The 15,038-nt window shown below is 70.2% G+C and carries 14 protein-coding genes; 2 read left to right on the forward strand and 12 right to left on the reverse strand.

The features are described from left to right. The 8 genes from aroC to rpsD all read right to left on the reverse strand — a co-directional run. The coding region (gene aroC, locus ABD371_RS29900; protein WP_344483735.1) for a chorismate synthase at positions 1-875 on the reverse strand (875 nt) is incomplete at its 3' end. A 298-nt stretch (positions 876-1,173) separates the two neighbouring features. Continuing rightward, complete coding sequence (locus tag ABD371_RS29905) at positions 1,174-2,046, reverse strand: shikimate dehydrogenase (protein WP_344483738.1); 873 nt, start codon at positions 2,044-2,046, stop codon at positions 1,174-1,176. Next, positions 2,030-3,823 carry an endolytic transglycosylase MltG gene (gene mltG / locus ABD371_RS29910; RefSeq protein ID WP_344483741.1) on the reverse strand — a complete coding sequence of 598 codons (1,794 nt, stop codon included), beginning with the start codon at positions 3,821-3,823 and terminating at the stop codon, positions 2,030-2,032. Before mltG ends, ABD371_RS29905 begins: the two co-directional genes overlap by 17 nt. A 101-nt stretch (positions 3,824-3,924) precedes the next feature. Beyond that, complete coding sequence (ruvX, locus tag ABD371_RS29915; protein WP_344483744.1) at positions 3,925-4,389, reverse strand: Holliday junction resolvase RuvX; 465 nt, start codon at positions 4,387-4,389, stop codon at positions 3,925-3,927. Next, positions 4,386-7,055: an alanine--tRNA ligase gene (gene alaS / locus ABD371_RS29920; RefSeq protein ID WP_344483747.1), complete on the reverse strand. Its 2,670-nt coding sequence runs from the start codon at positions 7,053-7,055 to the stop codon at positions 4,386-4,388. Before alaS ends, ruvX begins: the two co-directional genes overlap by 4 nt. After that, positions 7,055-7,390 carry a DUF6167 family protein gene (locus ABD371_RS29925; protein ID WP_344483750.1) on the reverse strand — a complete coding sequence of 112 codons (336 nt, stop codon included), beginning with the start codon at positions 7,388-7,390 and terminating at the stop codon, positions 7,055-7,057. Before ABD371_RS29925 ends, alaS begins: the two co-directional genes overlap by 1 nt. 5 nt (positions 7,391-7,395) lie before the next feature. After that, positions 7,396-7,839, reverse strand: a complete 444-nt coding sequence (locus tag ABD371_RS29930) for a DUF948 domain-containing protein (protein WP_344483753.1) — start codon at positions 7,837-7,839, stop codon at positions 7,396-7,398. Positions 7,840-8,040: 201 nt separating this feature from the next. Then, complete coding sequence (gene rpsD, locus ABD371_RS29935; protein ID WP_190126924.1) at positions 8,041-8,655, reverse strand: 30S ribosomal protein S4; 615 nt, start codon at positions 8,653-8,655, stop codon at positions 8,041-8,043. A gap of 191 nt (positions 8,656-8,846) precedes the next feature. On the opposite strand from rpsD, the gene ABD371_RS29940 reads away from it, so the two are divergent. Beyond that, positions 8,847-9,548, forward strand: a complete 702-nt coding sequence (locus ABD371_RS29940; protein ID WP_344483758.1) for a DUF2470 domain-containing protein — start codon at positions 8,847-8,849, stop codon at positions 9,546-9,548. A 22-nt stretch (positions 9,549-9,570) separates the two neighbouring features. On the opposite strand, the gene ABD371_RS29945 is transcribed toward ABD371_RS29940, so the two are convergent. From ABD371_RS29945 to ABD371_RS29960, 4 genes are all read right to left on the reverse strand, one after another. Continuing rightward, entirely contained in the window at positions 9,571-10,929 is a 1,359-nt protein-coding gene (locus tag ABD371_RS29945; protein ID WP_344483760.1) for a replication-associated recombination protein A, read from the reverse strand. A gap of 94 nt (positions 10,930-11,023) precedes the next feature. Further along, entirely contained in the window at positions 11,024-11,665 is a 642-nt protein-coding gene (locus ABD371_RS29950) for a vitamin K epoxide reductase family protein (protein ID WP_344483763.1), read from the reverse strand. Between the two features lie 266 nt (positions 11,666-11,931). Beyond that, on the reverse strand, positions 11,932-13,194 hold the full coding sequence (hisS, locus tag ABD371_RS29955) for a histidine--tRNA ligase (protein ID WP_344483766.1): 1,263 nt from the start codon (positions 13,192-13,194) through the stop codon (positions 11,932-11,934). A 13-nt stretch (positions 13,195-13,207) separates the two neighbouring features. Next, positions 13,208-13,915: an MBL fold metallo-hydrolase gene (locus ABD371_RS29960; RefSeq protein ID WP_344483769.1), complete on the reverse strand. Its 708-nt coding sequence runs from the start codon at positions 13,913-13,915 to the stop codon at positions 13,208-13,210. A gap of 184 nt (positions 13,916-14,099) precedes the next feature. On the opposite strand from ABD371_RS29960, the gene ABD371_RS29965 reads away from it, so the two are divergent. After that, complete coding sequence (locus ABD371_RS29965) at positions 14,100-14,897, forward strand: peptidylprolyl isomerase (protein ID WP_344483772.1); 798 nt, start codon at positions 14,100-14,102, stop codon at positions 14,895-14,897. Positions 14,898-15,038 lie beyond the last annotated feature (141 nt).

Here is a 15,038-nt window from a genome sequence, read left to right on the forward strand (position 1 = left end):
CGCCGCAGCCCGTCACCGGTCGCCACGATCTCGTCGTGCGCCTGCGAACCGGGCACACGCGCCAGCTCGAAGCCGTCACCCAGCTCGACACCCTTGATCGCCTGAATACCCATCAGAGCCGCCGCGAACCGGGCGTCCAGCCGCCGGTCCCAGTGCACATGCGAACCCAGACCGACCGGAACACCGTAGGCCAGCACCTCGACGACTCCGCCGAGGGTGTCGCCGTCCTTGTGAGCCTGATCGATCTCCGCGACCATCGCCTTCGACGCGTCCGCGTCCAGGCACCGCACCGGATCCGCGTCCAGCTTCTCCACATCGGCAGGAGTCGGGTAGACACCGAGAGGAGCCTTCGCACCCGCCAGCTCGATCACATGCGACACGATCTCAATGCCGGCCGTCTCCTTGAGGTAGGAGCGGGCCACCGCGCCCAGCGCCACCCGAGCCGCCGTCTCCCGCGCACTGGCGCGCTCCAGAATCGGCCGCGCCTCCTCCAGGTTGTACTTCTGCATCCCGGCGAGGTCGGCATGGCCGGGGCGGGGGCGGGTGAGCGGGGCGTTACGGGCGAGCGCCGCCAGTTCCTCGACGTCGACAGGGTCGGCGGCCATGACCTTGTCCCACTTGGGCCACTCGGTGTTGCCGACCATGACCGCCACCGGCGATCCCATGGTCAGACCGTGACGCACACCGCCGATGAACGTGACCTCGTCACGCTCGAACTTCATCCGCGCCCCGCGCCCGTACCCCAGCCGCCGCCGCGCCAAGTGGTCCGCCACCATCTCCGTGGTGATCGGGACACCGGCGGGAAGACCCTCCAGCGTCGCCACCAGTGCGGGTCCGTGGGACTCCCCCGCCGTCAGCCAACGCAACCTGCTCACCAGTGCTCCTCTGTTCGCGCCTCCATGTGCAATGGCGCGACCGGGTGCGCGGCCCTGGCCCGCCAGGGTCGATCCTCCCATGTCCGGCGGGGTGCGCTGGTGTGAGGTCCAGCTGACGGACGTCGGCGGGGCCGTCCGTACCGTCCGTTCCCGCCTCGTCGCGGGGCATATGCCTCGCGGAGATTTCACACGGCTGGAACCTGTCGGTCATGGTGGCAGGCACCGTGCCCACCGCCCCGGCCTGTTGCTGAGCGGTCCCGATCGCGTCCCCCGTCCGCCGTCGCCGGCTGCGGTGATCCTAAAGGGATGCGAGGGCCTCTTCACCCGCGTTGCGCATCACGGCGAGCGGTGCGGGGGACTTTCCGGTCATCTGCTCCACCTGGAGGACAGCCTGGTGGACCAGGAGGTCCAGTCCCCCGACGACGGCCCCGCCGCGCGCCGACCAGCTCGCGGCGAGCGCGGTGGGCCAGGGGTCGTACAGCACGTCGAAGAGGGTGCCGGGGTGTGCGGGCACCTCGCCCGCGAGGGCGTCGGCGGTCCCGGCGGGGGTGGTGGCGATGATCAGCGGGGCCCGCAGCGCTTCGGCTGCCTTCTCCCAGCCGGCGGTGCGCACGTCGATTCCGAGCCGTTCGCCCCAGCCGCGCATCTCGGCCGCCCGGGCCTCGCTGCGGACATAGGCGGTGACCGGCCCCGAGCAGATCCGGGCGAGCGCCGCCAGCGCGGAGGAGGCGGTCGCCCCGGCGCCGAGGACGGCCGCCGACTCGACCTTGCGCACGCCCCGCTCGGCGAGCGCGGCGATCATGCCGGGGATGTCGGTGTTGTCGCCGAGACGGCGGCCGTCCTCGGTGAGGACGACGGTGTTGACGGCCTCCACCGACGCGGCGGTGTCGCTGATCCCGTCGAGCAGCGGAATGATCGCCCGCTTGAGCGGCATGGTCAGCGAGAGCCCGGCCCAGGAGGGGTCCAGCCGCTCCACGAAGGACGGCAGGGCCTCCTCGGTCACCTCGAAGCGGCCGTACGACCAGTCGGTGAGGCCCAGCGCCGCGTAGGCGGCGCGGTGCAGTATCGGGGAGAGGGAGTGCTGGATCGGCGAGCCGAGCACCGCGGCCCGGTGCGCGGTGCCCGGACCGTCCCAGGCGTCCCGCTCGTGCCGGTCATCCGACGGCGTCATTGAACTTGTCCTTCAGTTCCTCGAAGTCGTCATGATTCTTGGCGAATTCCGTCTTGTTCATTCCGTCCGTCGCCACGAAATACATCCAGCCGTCTTCCGTCGGCTTGAGCGTGGCCTCCAGCGCCTCCATACCGGGATTCCCGATCGGACCGGGGGTGAGGCCCTCGTGGTAATAGGTGTTGTACAGGTCCGGATTGCTGTTGATCTCGGATTCGCTGATCTTGATCTCGCTCTGGCCCCTCAGATAATTGAAGGCAGAGTCGAACTGGATCTTCCGATTGGTCTCGGTGTTGTCGGGCTTGAGGCGGTTGTAGACGACCTCGGCCATCTTCCGGAAGTCGTCGTCGGTCTTGCCCTCGGCCTGCACCAGACTCGCCACCGTGATCAGCTGCCACGGCCCTTCGAGCTTGAGCTTCTTGGCCTCCTCCTCGAGACCGAGACGGCTGTACTCCTGATTGGCGCGGGAGACCATCTTCCGGAGGACCTTCTCCGGCTTGGTGCCCTTGGCGACCGGATAGCTGGCCGGGAAGAGGAATCCCTCCAGCGGGTCCTTGAGATTCGGATGACCCATCGCCCAGTCGGGCAGTCCGAGGTTCTTCGCCTGGTCCTGGGCGACCTTCTTAGTGGTGCCCGACTCCAGTCCCAGCTTGGCGTCGATCTGCTCGTACACCCAGACGTTGCGCTTGCCCTCGGGGATGACCAGGGAGTTGCGGCTGCTGGGGCTGAGCATCAGCTTCACGGCGCTCGCCGCGGACATCTCCTTCTTCATCGTGTAGACGCCCGCCTGGATGCTCTTGCCCTGCGGATTGTTCCCCTGCGCGGAGACGAAGGCGTCGACGCTCTTGACGACGCCCTTCTTCTTGAGCAGCTGGCCGATGACGAAGCCGCCGGAGTCCTGGGGGATCTCGACCTGGACGGTGCCGCTGCCCTCGCCCGTGTAGTCGGGGGCCGCGCCGAACTTGCCCTGCCAGAACTGATAGCCGAAGTAGGTGACTCCGCCCAGACCGCCGACCAGGACCGTGGCGACGACCAGACAGGCGATGCCGTTGCGGCCCTTCTTCTGCTTCTTGGACCGGCCGCCGCCGCGCCCCTCCTTGCCACCGCCGCCTCCGCCGGACCGGCGGGAGCCGCCCGGCTCGGGTTCCGCGTCGGGAGCGTCGTCCCCGGTGAAGAAGGGGTGCTTCTCGGCCTCCGGCTCGGCGTCCCAGTCGTGCTCGGACTCGGAGCCGGACTCCGCCCCGGCGGCCGGTTCCGACTTCGCGGACCGGCGGGCCGGGGGCTCCGGCGGCGGGTACGCCTCGGGCGTCCCGTACGGATCGGGCGTCTCGCCCTGGTACTGGGCGCTCTGCGCCGCGGGGTCGTAGGGCAGCCCGGTCTGCTGCGCGGCGTCCCATCCGCCGGCGGCCGCGTACTGGTGCTCCGCGTACTGCTGCTGATAGGGGTCCTGCTGCTGCTCGGCGTACTGCTGCTGAGGCTGCGCCTGCTGCTGTGCCTGCTGTTGCTGCTGCTGCGCCTGGAGCTGGTCGGGCTGCGGCTGGTTTCCGTACTGCTGTTCACCGTAGGAGTGGTTGCCATAGGGCTGACCGGCGGCGTACTGCTGCTGGTACGGGTCCTGCTGCCCGCCCTCGTACAGCTGCTGGGCCTGCTGCGCCTGCTCGGCCGGGTAGGGGGCGTTCCCGCTGTCCGGGGTCTGGTGACCTGTCCACCCCTGGTCCCCGTACAGCGGGTCCTCCGGATGCCACGGTGCGGGGCCTGAGCCCCGTCCATATTCAGTCATCGTTCCCCAAACAGCCGCGAGGGAGCCGGTCGGTCCACCTCTACGTGGTGCGGCGGCTGTTCGAACGCCGCCACGTCGCGCGGAACGTTACCGTATCGCGATCAGACAACCACTTCGACGGACTCGCCGGGGGGAAGGCCCGACGTCCGTTCGGACTCCAGAGCGTTCTGAAGGATCACCACAGCGGCAGCTTGGTCAATCACAGAGCGGCCTTTTCTGGACTTCACGCCCGAGGCCCGCAGGCCCTGGGCCGCCGTTACTGTGGTCATCCTCTCGTCCAGCAGCCGGACCGGCACCGGGGCGATGCCCCGGGCCAGCTCCTGGGCGAACGCGCGGATCTTCAGGGCCGCCGGGCCCTCCCCGCCGCTGAGCGAGCGGGGCAGCCCGACGACGACCTCGACCGGCTCGTACTCCTCGACCAGCGCGCGGAGCCGCCGGTGGGCGGCCGGGACATCACGCCCCGGCACGGTCTCCACCGGGGTGGCGAGGACCCCGTCGGGGTCGCACGAGGCGACCCCGATCCGGGCGTCCCCGACGTCGAGCGCCAGACGGCGTCCTCGCCTCACGAGTTCTCGGCCACCAGACGCTCCACGGCGGCGATCGCGTCGTCGACGGCCTCGGGGTTCTGGCCGCCGCCCTGGGCGACGTCCGGCTTGCCGCCGCCACCGCCGCCGAGGGTCTTGGCCGCGGCGCGGACCAGCTCACCGGCCTTGAGACCGCGCTCGCGCCCGGCCTCGTTGGTGGCGATGACGGTCAGCGGGCGGCCGTTCGCCACGGTGAAGAGCGCGACCACAGCGGGCCGGTCGCCCTGGATGCGACCGCGGACGTCGAGGACCAGCTTGCGCAGATCGTCGGCGGAGGTCCCGTCGGGCACCCGGCCGGTCACCAGGGCGGTGCCCCGGATGTCACGGGCCCCCTCGGCGAGCCCGGCGGCGGCCTGGAGGACCTTCTCCGCGCGGAACCTGTCGATCTCCTTCTCGGCGTCCTTCAGCTTGGCCAGCATGCCGGAGATCTTCTCGGGCAGCTCCTCGGGACGGCCCTTGACCAGCTCCTGGAGCTGGGCGACGACCGTGTGCTCCTTGGCGAGGAAGTGGTACGCGTCGACGCCGACGAGGGCTTCGATACGGCGCACGCCGGAGCCGATCGAGGACTCGCCGAGCAGCTTCACCAGGCCCAGCTGGGAGGTGTTGCCGACGTGGGTGCCGCCGCACAGCTCCTTGGAGAAGTCGCCGATGGTGACGACCCGCACCTGCTCGCCGTACTTCTCGCCGAACTCGGCGATGGCCCCCTGCTTCTTGGCCTCGTCGAGGGACATGACCTCGGCCTGGACCTCCAGCTCCCGGGAGAGCACCTCGTTGATCCGCTGCTCGACATCGGTGAGGACCGTGCCGGGGACGGCGGAGGGCGCGCCGAAGTCGAAGCGGAAGCGGCCGGGCGAGTTCTCCGAACCGGCCTGGGCGGCGGTGGGGCCGAGCGCGTCGCGGAGCGCCTGGTGGGTCAGGTGGGTGGCGCTGTGGGCGCGGGCGATGGCGCGGCGGCGCTTGGCGTCGATGGAGGCGTAGGCGGAGGCACCGACGGTGACCTCGCCGACCTGCACCGATCCCTTGTGCACGGAGACGCCGGGCACCGGCTGCTGGACGTCGCGGATCTGGATGACGGCACCGGAGTCGAGCTTGATGCGGCCCTGGTCGGCGAGCTGGCCGCCGCCCTCGGCGTAGAAGGGGGTGCGGTCGAGGACGATCTCGATCTCGTCGCCCTCGGTGGCGGCGGGCGAGGGCACTCCGTCGACCAGCAGACCGACGACCGTGGTCTCGCCCTCCAAGGAGGTGTAGCCGGTGAACTCGGTGGGGCCGGAGACGTCGGCGACCTCGCGGTACGCGGAGAGGTCGGCGTGGCCGGTCTTCTTGGCCCGGGCGTCGGCCTTGGCCTTGTCCCGCTGGTCCTTCATCAGACGGCGGAAGCCGTCCTCGTCGACGCTCAGGCCCTGCTCAGAGGCGATCTCCAGGGTGAGGTCGATCGGGAAGCCCCAGGTGTCGTGGAGCAGGAACGCCTTGTCGCCCGCGAGCACCTTGCCGCCGCCGGCCTTGGTGTCGGTGATGGCGGTGTCGAGCACATTGGTGCCGGCGTTGAGGGTCTTGAGGAAGCGGGCCTCCTCGGCCAGCGCGACGGCCTCGATCCGCTTGCGGTCGGTGATCAGCTCGGGGTACTGGACGCCCATGGTGGTGATGACCACGTCGGCCAGCTCGGCGACGACCGGGCCGGTGGCCCCGAGGAGACGCATGTTGCGGATGGCGCGGCGCATGATGCGGCGCAGCACATAGCCGCGGCCCTCGTTGCCGGGGGTGACTCCGTCGCCGATGAGCATCACGGAGGTGCGGATGTGGTCGGCGACCACGCGCAGGGAGACGTCGGAGCCGTGCTCCGCGCCGTACCGCACGCCGGTCAGCTCGGTGGCCTTGTCCATGACGACGCGCAGGGTGTCGGTCTCGTACATGTTCTGTACGCCCTGGAGGATCATGGCGAGGCGTTCGAGACCGAGGCCGGTGTCGATGTTCTTGGAGGGCAGCTCCCCGAGGATCGGGAAGTCCTCCTTGCCCTCGCCCGCACCGCGCTCGTACTGCATGAAGACCAGGTTCCAGATCTCCACATAGCGCTCGTCGTTGACGGCGGGGCCGCCCTCTTCGCCGAACTCGGGACCGCGGTCGTAGTTGATCTCGGAGCAGGGGCCGCAGGGGCCGGGGACGCCCATGGACCAGAAGTTGGGGCCCATGCCCAGGCGCTGGATGCGCTCGGCGGGGACTCCGATGACGTCGCGCCAGATCTGCTCGGCCTCGTCGTCCTCCTTGTAGACCGTGATCCACAGGCGCTCGGGGTCGAGGCCGTAGCCGCCGTCGGCCTGCGAGCTGGTGAGCAGCTCCCAGGCGAACTTGATGGCGCCTTCCTTGAAGTAGTCGCCGAAGGAGAAGTTGCCGCACATCTGGAAGAAGGTGCCGTGGCGGGTGGTCTTGCCGACCTCTTCGATGTCCGGGGTGCGGACGCACTTCTGCACGCTGGTGGCGCGCGGGGCGGGCGGCTTGGCCTCGCCGAGGAAGTAGGGCTTGAAGGGAACCATGCCCGCGGGGACCAGCAGAAGAGTCGGGTCGTCCGCGATGAGCGACGCCGAAGGGACGACGGTGTGCCCGCGCTCCTCGAAGAAGCTCAGCCAGCGGCGGCGGATTTCAGCCGACTCCATCAGTGGTCCTCATTCCGGTTGTACGAGTGGTGGAAGCGCGTGTTCTTGACGGGTGCGGGGCGCTCGATCGCGGGGCGTCGGCGCTGTGCGGGGAGTTCCGGGTCGGGCGGGGCGTTGGTGCCGAGTGCCTCGCCCAACTCCTCCTCGCGCTGGATCATTCCCGCTCTCACGTCGAGCGCGAAGTCCTTGAGCTTGTGACCCGCGTCGATGGCCTTGTTCGCGGCCTGCGCCGCGAGGCTCTCGGGGGTCAGCTGCTGAAGTTTGCGGTTGACCTTGGTGGTGGCCCAGACGCCGGCGGCTGCGCCCGCGGTGAACCAGAAGGTGCGGCGGAACATGTGTGTCAGCCCTTCTTGTTCCGTCGGGCGCGCTCGGCGCGGGGCAGGGTACGGCCGATGACCACCGTGCGGCGGGAGGGTTCCCGTTCGCGCGGGGGCCGGTCGTCCTTGCGGCCCATCGCCCGGCGTACGCCGTATCCGAAGGCGGCGACCTTGACCAGGGGGCCGCCGAAGGTGGAGGCGACGGTCGTGGAGAGCGCGGAGGCGTTGGAGGTGACTTCCTGGACGTCGGTCGCGATCGCGTCGACCCGGTCGAGCTGGGTCTGCGCGGAGCGGACCGTCGCGGAGGCGTCCGACAGCAGCGGGACGGCCTGCTCGGTCACCTCGGCCACGAGCCTGGTGGTCGCCCTGAGCGTCTGTGCCAGCCTCGCCAGCACCACGGCCAGGAAAGAGACCAGGATCGCCCAGAAGACGGCCACCAGGATCCCGGCAACCTCTCCACCGGTCACACCGCACCGCTCTCTGCTTGTCGCCGAATGTCTGAGAAATCGTCTTCCGAGCCTATCGCGCCCGGGGTGCCCGCCCGAACCCGGCGGCAGGTGGCCGGGCCGGGTGGATCGGGGTGTGGAGACGCGAGAGCCCGCCGGCTCCGCCGCCGTGGAACGGCGGGGAGGGGGCGGGCTGAAGCGCGATGGGTACCGCGCCCGGGATCAGCGGGCGTAGTACTCGACGACGAGCTGCTCGTCGCAGATCACGGGGACTTCCTTGCGGTTCGGGTCGCGGTCCAGGCGGAAGGCCAGGGCCTTCAGGTTCACCTGGAGGTAGCGCGGGGTCTCGCCGTCGGCGGCGAAGCCACCCTCGCGGGCGACCTGGAACAGCGTCTTCTCGCGCGAGCGCTCGCGGACCATCACGACGTCGTCGGGACGGACACGGAAGGACGGCTTGTCGACCTTGCCGCCGTTGACCTCGATGTGGCCGTGGACGACCATCTGGCGGGCCTGGTAGATGGTGCGGGCGATGCCCGAACGCAGGACCAGGGCGTCGAGGCGACGCTCGAGCTCGATGACCAGCGCCTCGCCGGTCTTGCCCTCGGCCTTGCGCGCACGGTCGTAGGCGCGGACCATCTGGCGCTCGCTGATGTCGTACTGGGCGCGCAGACGCTGCTTCTCGAGCAGACGGACCTTGTAGTCCGAGTTCTGCTTGCGGCCACGGCCGTGCTCGCCCGGCGGGTAGGGGCGGGCCTCGAAGTACTTGACAGCCTTCGGCGTCAGCGCAATGCCGAGCGCGCGAGACTTCTTGACCTTGGGACGCGACTGGTTAGGCACGTTCTCCAGACCTCCGTTGTAGGTTAGGTTAGGCTCACCTTACTCAAGGAGATCGCATGTCTCGCCCGGGGAACACCAAACGCATCACGGACAGCACAAAAGAAGCCGACGCTGCTCAGCAGAGCGTCGAGGCGACGGAGGTCCGATCAGCTCATGGTCAGCCGCGTCCCAGCGGGCTTGAAATCGATCGGATGCCGTCAGCAGCCGAACGCACACGAACTCTCGTACAGAGTACATGCTCGGCGGTACTGCTCGTTCCCGGTGTGGAGACCGTCCGCCCCGACCAGCTGACTCCGCAGGCCAGGGTGGTGGGCCCGGACGGCGAGGTGTTCCTGCTCTTCCCCGCCGACTCGCCCGCCGTGCGGGCGGCCACCCACGCCCAGGACGACGAGCTGGCCGCCGTACTGGAGATCACGGATGTCGCACCGGTCTCGGTGCCGCACCGGATCCGCGGCCGGGCCTGGGTCTCCGGGTGGCTCACCTGTGTGCCGGGCCTCGCCGAACCGGGCGGGATGATGGTCCGGCTCGAAGTCGGAGAGCTGTATGTGGACGATCTGTGGGGCGCGACCGACGTCGAGGCCGAGGACTTCGCCCGCGCCTCGGTGGATCCTCTCGTCGCCCATGAGACGGAGCTGCTCCAGCATCTGCACGCGGCCCACGGCGACCAGCTCCAGGAGCTGTGCGCGCTGCTCGGGGAGCGCGCGGACGCGGCCCTCCAGGAGGACGGCCGGCGGCTGCGGGCGGTACCGCTGGCGCTGGACCGGTTCGGACTGCGGGTGCGGTTCGTCGGGAAGCAGTGCTTCGACGCGCGCTTCGACTTTCCCGAGCCGGTACGGGACGTCACCGAGCTGCGCCGGGCGATGCACACCCTCTTCGAGGCGGCCTCGCACTGAGGGCGTCCCCCGCCCGGCCGGCTCAGACCGCGGGCCCGGATCTGCCGAGCCGCTCCCTGACCTTCTCCACCACGTCCGCGTACCGCGCTTCCGCGCCGTACCGCGTCGGTTCGTAGTACCGCTTGCCGTGGACCGCGTCCGGCGCGTACTGCTGGGCGGCGATCGCGCCCGGCACGTCGTGGGGATAGACATAGCCCTGGGCGTGGCCGAGTTTGGCCGCGCCCTTGTAGTGGCCGTCGCGGAGATGGGCCGGGACCGGGCCGGCCAGGCCGGCCCGGACGTCGGCGAGCGCCGCGCCTATCGCCGTGGTCGCCGTGTTCGACTTGGGGGCGAGCGCCAGCGCGATGGTGGCGTGGCTGAGGGTGAGGGCGGCCTCCGGGAATCCGATCATGGCCACGGCCTGGGCCGCGGCCACCGCGGTGGGCAGGGCGGTCGGGTCGGCGAGGCCGATGTCCTCGCTCGCCGAGATCATCAGCCGGCGGGCGATGAACCGGGGGTCCTCCCCCGCCTCGATCATGCGGGCGAGATAGTGCAGCGCCGCGTCGACGTCGGAGCCCCGGATGGATTTGATGAGGGCGCTCGCCACGTCGTAGTGCTGGTCGCCGTCACGGTCGTAGGTCACCGCGGCGCGGTCGACGGTCTCCTCCACCGAGGCGAGGGAGATCTCCGTCTCGCCCTTGTCGAGAGCCGCGCCCGCCGCGGCCTCCAGGGCGGTCAGTGCCCGCCGGGCGTCGCCGCCGGCGATCCGCAGCAGATGCGCCTCGGCGTCCTCGGCGAGACCGACGGCGGAGCCGAGGCCCCGCTCCTCGGTGAGCGCCCGGCGCAGCAGCCCCTTGAGGTCCTCGTCGGTCAGCGACTCCAGGGTGAGCAGCAGCGAGCGGGAGAGCAGCGGGGAGATCACCGAGAAGTAGGGGTTCTCGGTGGTGGCGGCGATCAGTGTCACCCAGCGGTTCTCGACGGCGGGGAGCAGGGAGTCCTGCTGGGCCTTGGAGAAGCGGTGGATCTCGTCGAGGAAGAGGACGGTCTCCTTGCCGTAACCCCCGGCGGCGCGGCGCGCGCCGTCGATCACCGTCCGTACCTCCTTGACGCCGGAGGTGATGGCGGACAGCTCGACGAAGCGCTTCTCGGTGGCCTTGGAGACGACGTACGCCAGGGTCGTCTTGCCGATTCCGGGCGGGCCCCAGAGGATCACCGAGGAGGCTCCGGCCGGGCCGGTGCCGCCGCCGACCAGCCGGCGCAGCGGGGAGCCGGGCTTGAGCAGATGCCGCTGGCCGACGACCTCGTCGAGGGTGCGGGGGCGCATCCGGACGGCCAGGGGGCTGCTGGACGGATCCTGCTCCTGGCGCTGTTCGGCTGCGGCGGTGAAAAGATCGGGCTCCACGCTCCGAAGCCTATGCCAGCCCACTGACAACGCCCCCGGCGCGGGGCTCGGGGGCGTGATCGGCGAAGGGCCTCACCGGAGGCCCCGGGGGGGCTCAGCTGGTCCAGAAGTCCCACCAGCGGGTCAGCACGAGCATGCCGATGATGCCGATCCAGAGCACCGGGGGCACCCAGTGGAACTCCAGCAGCGCGCCGCGCAGGCCCTCGGGGACCTTGATGATCCGGTGCCGGACGTTGTGGACCGTGACGTAGCAGAACATCACGATCGTGGCGACCCAGGCCAGCGAGCACCAGAGACAGAGCGAGTTGATGTTGTACAGCGACTGGTACATCAGCCACATGCAGAACCCGGCGCCGAGGGCGGTGCCGAGGTTCAGGCCCAGCCAGTACCAGCGCTTGTAGCGGGCTCCCGCCAGCAGGGCGACGCCGATGGCGATCACCATCGCGTAGGTCACCAGGCCGAGCATCGGGTTGGGGAACCCGAAGACGGAGGCCTGGTCGCTCTTCATGATGTTGCCGCAGGAGACCACGGGGTTGAGGCTGCACCCCGGGGTGAAGTTCGGGTCCTTCAGCAGCTTGAACTTGTCCAGGGTGATGATCCAGGCGGCCAGCAGTCCGGCGGCGCCCGTGATGATCAGCAGCCAGGCCAGGGAGCGGCTGCCCCCGACCGTGTCCCGCCGAGTGCCTCCGTCCACTCGCTCGCCGGAGTCCACGTCGTCTACCGCTGCTGTCGTCATATCGCCGTTCCATTGCTCGATGGCCTGCGGTGGAAGGGCCATTCTGCCGCACCCCTCCCGGCGTCCCAGGTCCCCGGGACCAGGATGCCCGCCCCCGTACCGGCGGGAAAAGGGCCGGTCGGCGGGGCCGAAGGTCCCGGAAAGGGGGGAGCGGGGCCGGTCGGCGGGGCGCGGGAACGGATTCGCCCGCCGACCGGAAACCGCCCGCGACCGTCCGAAAACGGGGGTCATGCGGTGGCATGACCGCGCGGGCGGCGCGTTGACGCTCAGCTCAGCCGGGCGGCGACCTCCGCGACGACGTCCGCGAGCGGGATCGCGTTCTGCTCGCCGGACTCCATGTCCTTGAGCTGTACGACACCCTCGGCGAGATCACGCTCACCGGCGACGATGGTGTACCGCGCACCGCTGCGGTTCGCGACCTTCATCGCGCCCTTGAGGCCCCGGCCGCCGTAGGCGAAGTCCGTGGCGACGCCCTCCTTGCGGAGCCTGGTCACCACGCCGAACAGCACCCGGCGCGCCTCCTCGCCCAGCGGGACCGCGAAGACGCTGGTGGACGCGGGGATCTCCAGCTCGACGCCCTCGGCGCGCAGCGCGAGAACCGTGCGGTCCACCCCGAGCGCCCAGCCGACGGAGGGCAGCGCCGGGCCGCCGAGCATCTCGGACAGACCGTCGTAACGGCCGCCGCCGCCCACCGCGGACTGGGAGCCGAGACCGTCGTGGACGAACTCGAACGTCGTCCGCGTGTAGTAGTCCAGACCGCGCACCAGCTTCTCGTCGTCCTCGAAGACGACGCCCGCCCCGGTCAGCAGGGAGCGCACCTGGTCGTGGTAGGCCCGGCACGCCTCGCACAGATAGTCGCGCAGCGACGGCGCGCCCACCAGCTGCTTCTGGACCTCGGAGCGCTTGTCGTCGAGGACGCGCAGCGGGTTGATCTCGATCCGGCGGCGGGTCTCCTCGTCGAGGTCGAGAGCGCGCAGAAAGCCCTGGAGCGCCTCGCGGTAGACGGGGCGGCACTCCTGGTCGCCCAGCGAGTTCAGCAGGATCCGGAACTGGCGCAGCCCCAGCGAGCGGTAGGCCTGGTCCGCCAGGATGATCAGCTCGGCGTCGAGCGCGGGGTCCTCGGCCCCGATCGCCTCGGCGCCCACCTGGGAGAAGTGGCGGTAGCGGCCCTTCTGCGGCTTCTCGTAGCGGTAGTACGAGCCGGAGTACCAGAGCTTGACGGGCAGCACGCCCTGCTTGTGGAGGTTGGCCTCCAGGGCGGCGCGGAGCACGGAGGCGGTGCCCTCGGGGCGCAGGGCGAGCTTGCTGCCGCCCTTGGTCTCGAAGGCGTACATCTCCTTGCTCACGATGTCGGTGGACTCGCCGACGCCGCGGGCGAACAGCTCGACGCTTTCAAAGCCGGGCGTCTCGACATAGCCGTATCCGGAGTTCTTCAGCGGCTCCGCGATCGCCTCCCGGACGGCCAGATAGGTCGCCGAGTCGGGCGGCAGCAGGTCATAGGTGCCCCGGGGGGCCTGAAAGGTGCTCACAGCGATTCTCTCGTCACATTCCTCGTCGGGGAGCGTCCGCGCTCCCGAGGCCGGCGGCGACGTCCCTGAGATAGGGATTGGTCGTGCGCTCGCGGCCGATGGTCGTCTGGGGACCGTGTCCCGACAGCACCACGGTCGAATCGTCCAGCGGCAGGCACACGCGTGCCAGCGACCGGAGCATCTCGGCGTGGTCACCGCCGGGCAGGTCGGTGCGTCCGACGGAGCCGGCGAAGAGCAGGTCGCCCGAGAAGAAGACCGGCGGCACATCGCCGCCCTCGGGCATCCCGAACGTCACCGACCCCTTGGTATGGCCGGGCGCGTGCGACACGGTCAGCTCCAGGCCGGCCAGGCCGAGCCGCGCGCCGTCGGTCAGCTCGTGCACGTCGGACGGCTCCCCCACGGTCAGCTCGCCCATGAGCCGGGCGCCCAGGGAGCGGCCGAGGGCCTTCTCCGGGTCGCTCATCATGTACCGGTCGGCGGGGTGGATCCACGCGGGCACGTCATGGGCGCCGCAGACGGGCACCACCGAGGCGACATGATCGATGTGGCCGTGGGTCAGCACCACGGCGACGGGCTTCAGCCGGTGCTTCCGGACCGCTTCGGCGACGCCGTCGGCGGCCTGATGGCCCGGGTCGATGATCACGCACTCCTCACCCGCGGCGGGGGCGACCAGATAACAATTGGTCCCCCAGGCCCCGGCGGGGAACCCGGCAATTAGCACGTTCGTCCTCGGATGTGGTTGCGGAGAGTGGCGGGGAAGGGTCGGTCCCTGTCCCGCGATTGCGGGCAGAGTCCTGAATTCCAGCAGATCAGAGCCTACCGGCGCTGCTCCCTCCACAGCCAACCCGTATACGGTACGGGCACACGCCACTCAAGGACACAGCGGAACAGAGGGAGAAGACCCGGTGGTCAGCAGCGATCAGCGGCGGCGGCAGCTCGCCCGAGAGAAGTTCGAGCGCCAGCACCAGCGCCGGACGCAGTCCCGCAAGAGGAAGCAGCGGAACCAGGTGATCGCCGCGGCGGTCGCCATGGTTCTGGCGGCGGCGGGGGCTGCCTTCGCCACCGGAGCGTTCTCCGACGACGGCAAGGACAAGGACAAGGTCACCCAGGCCGGCAAGGCCAGCGAGACCCCCGCGCCGCCCACCCCCTCCGAGGCCAAGAGCCCCGAGCCCGCCATGTCGATCGACAAGAAGGCGGCGTACTCGATGAAGCTCACCACGAACCGGGGGCCGGTGAACATCGCGATGGAGGCGTCGAAGACGCCTCGCACCGTGAACTCCTTCAACGCTCTCGCGGGCAAGGGCTACTTCGACGGGACCAAGTGTCACCGGCTGACCACGGACGGCATCTTCGTCCTTCAGTGCGGTGACCCCAAGGGCGACGGATCCGGCGGTCCCGGCTACAACATCCCGGACGAGAATCTGGACGGCCTCGGCAAGCCGGGCGGCGACGGGACGGTGACCTTCCCCGCGGGGACGGTGGCGATGGCCAACACCAGCCAGCCCAACACCGGCGGCAGCCAGTTCTTCCTGGTCTACAAGGAGACCAAGCTGCCTCCGAGCTACACGCCGTTCGGGAAGATGGACGCCGCCTCGCTGAAGGCGGTGGAGAAGATCGCCAAGGCCGGAGTCACCGGTGGCGGGGCGGACGGGCCCCCGAAGAACACGGTCACCGTCGAGAAGGCGACCGTCACCAAGGGGTGACGGCCGGCGGGCCGGCGGGCGGGGCCGGGGAATTTCGGCCGCGCGGAGTGCGGACAGGCGGGCGACCGGTCGCCTAGATTGGCGTTGTGCAGGGCGGGCGCAGCCCGCCCCCAGGAAACTGTGGACGATGCCCGGGGGGCG

This window comes from Streptomyces amakusaensis, from assembly GCF_039532665.1.
GTDB lineage: Bacteria > Actinomycetota > Actinomycetes > Streptomycetales > Streptomycetaceae > Streptomyces > Streptomyces amakusaensis.

Coding starts and splice junctions, on each gene's coding strand:
- ABD371_RS29950 (WP_344483763.1), bottom strand. CDS start 11,665: ATGACGACAGCAGCGGTAGACGACGTGGACTCCGGCGAGCGAGTGGAC.
- ABD371_RS29940 (WP_344483758.1), top strand. CDS start 8,847: ATGCCGTCAGCAGCCGAACGCACACGAACTCTCGTACAGAGTACATGC.
- ABD371_RS29905 (WP_344483738.1), bottom strand. CDS start 2,046: ATGACGCCGTCGGATGACCGGCACGAGCGGGACGCCTGGGACGGTCCG.
- alaS (WP_344483747.1), bottom strand. CDS start 7,055: ATGGAGTCGGCTGAAATCCGCCGCCGCTGGCTGAGCTTCTTCGAGGAG.
- ABD371_RS29925 (WP_344483750.1), bottom strand. CDS start 7,390: ATGTTCCGCCGCACCTTCTGGTTCACCGCGGGCGCAGCCGCCGGCGTC.
- mltG (WP_344483741.1), bottom strand. CDS start 3,823: ATGACTGAATATGGACGGGGCTCAGGCCCCGCACCGTGGCATCCGGAG.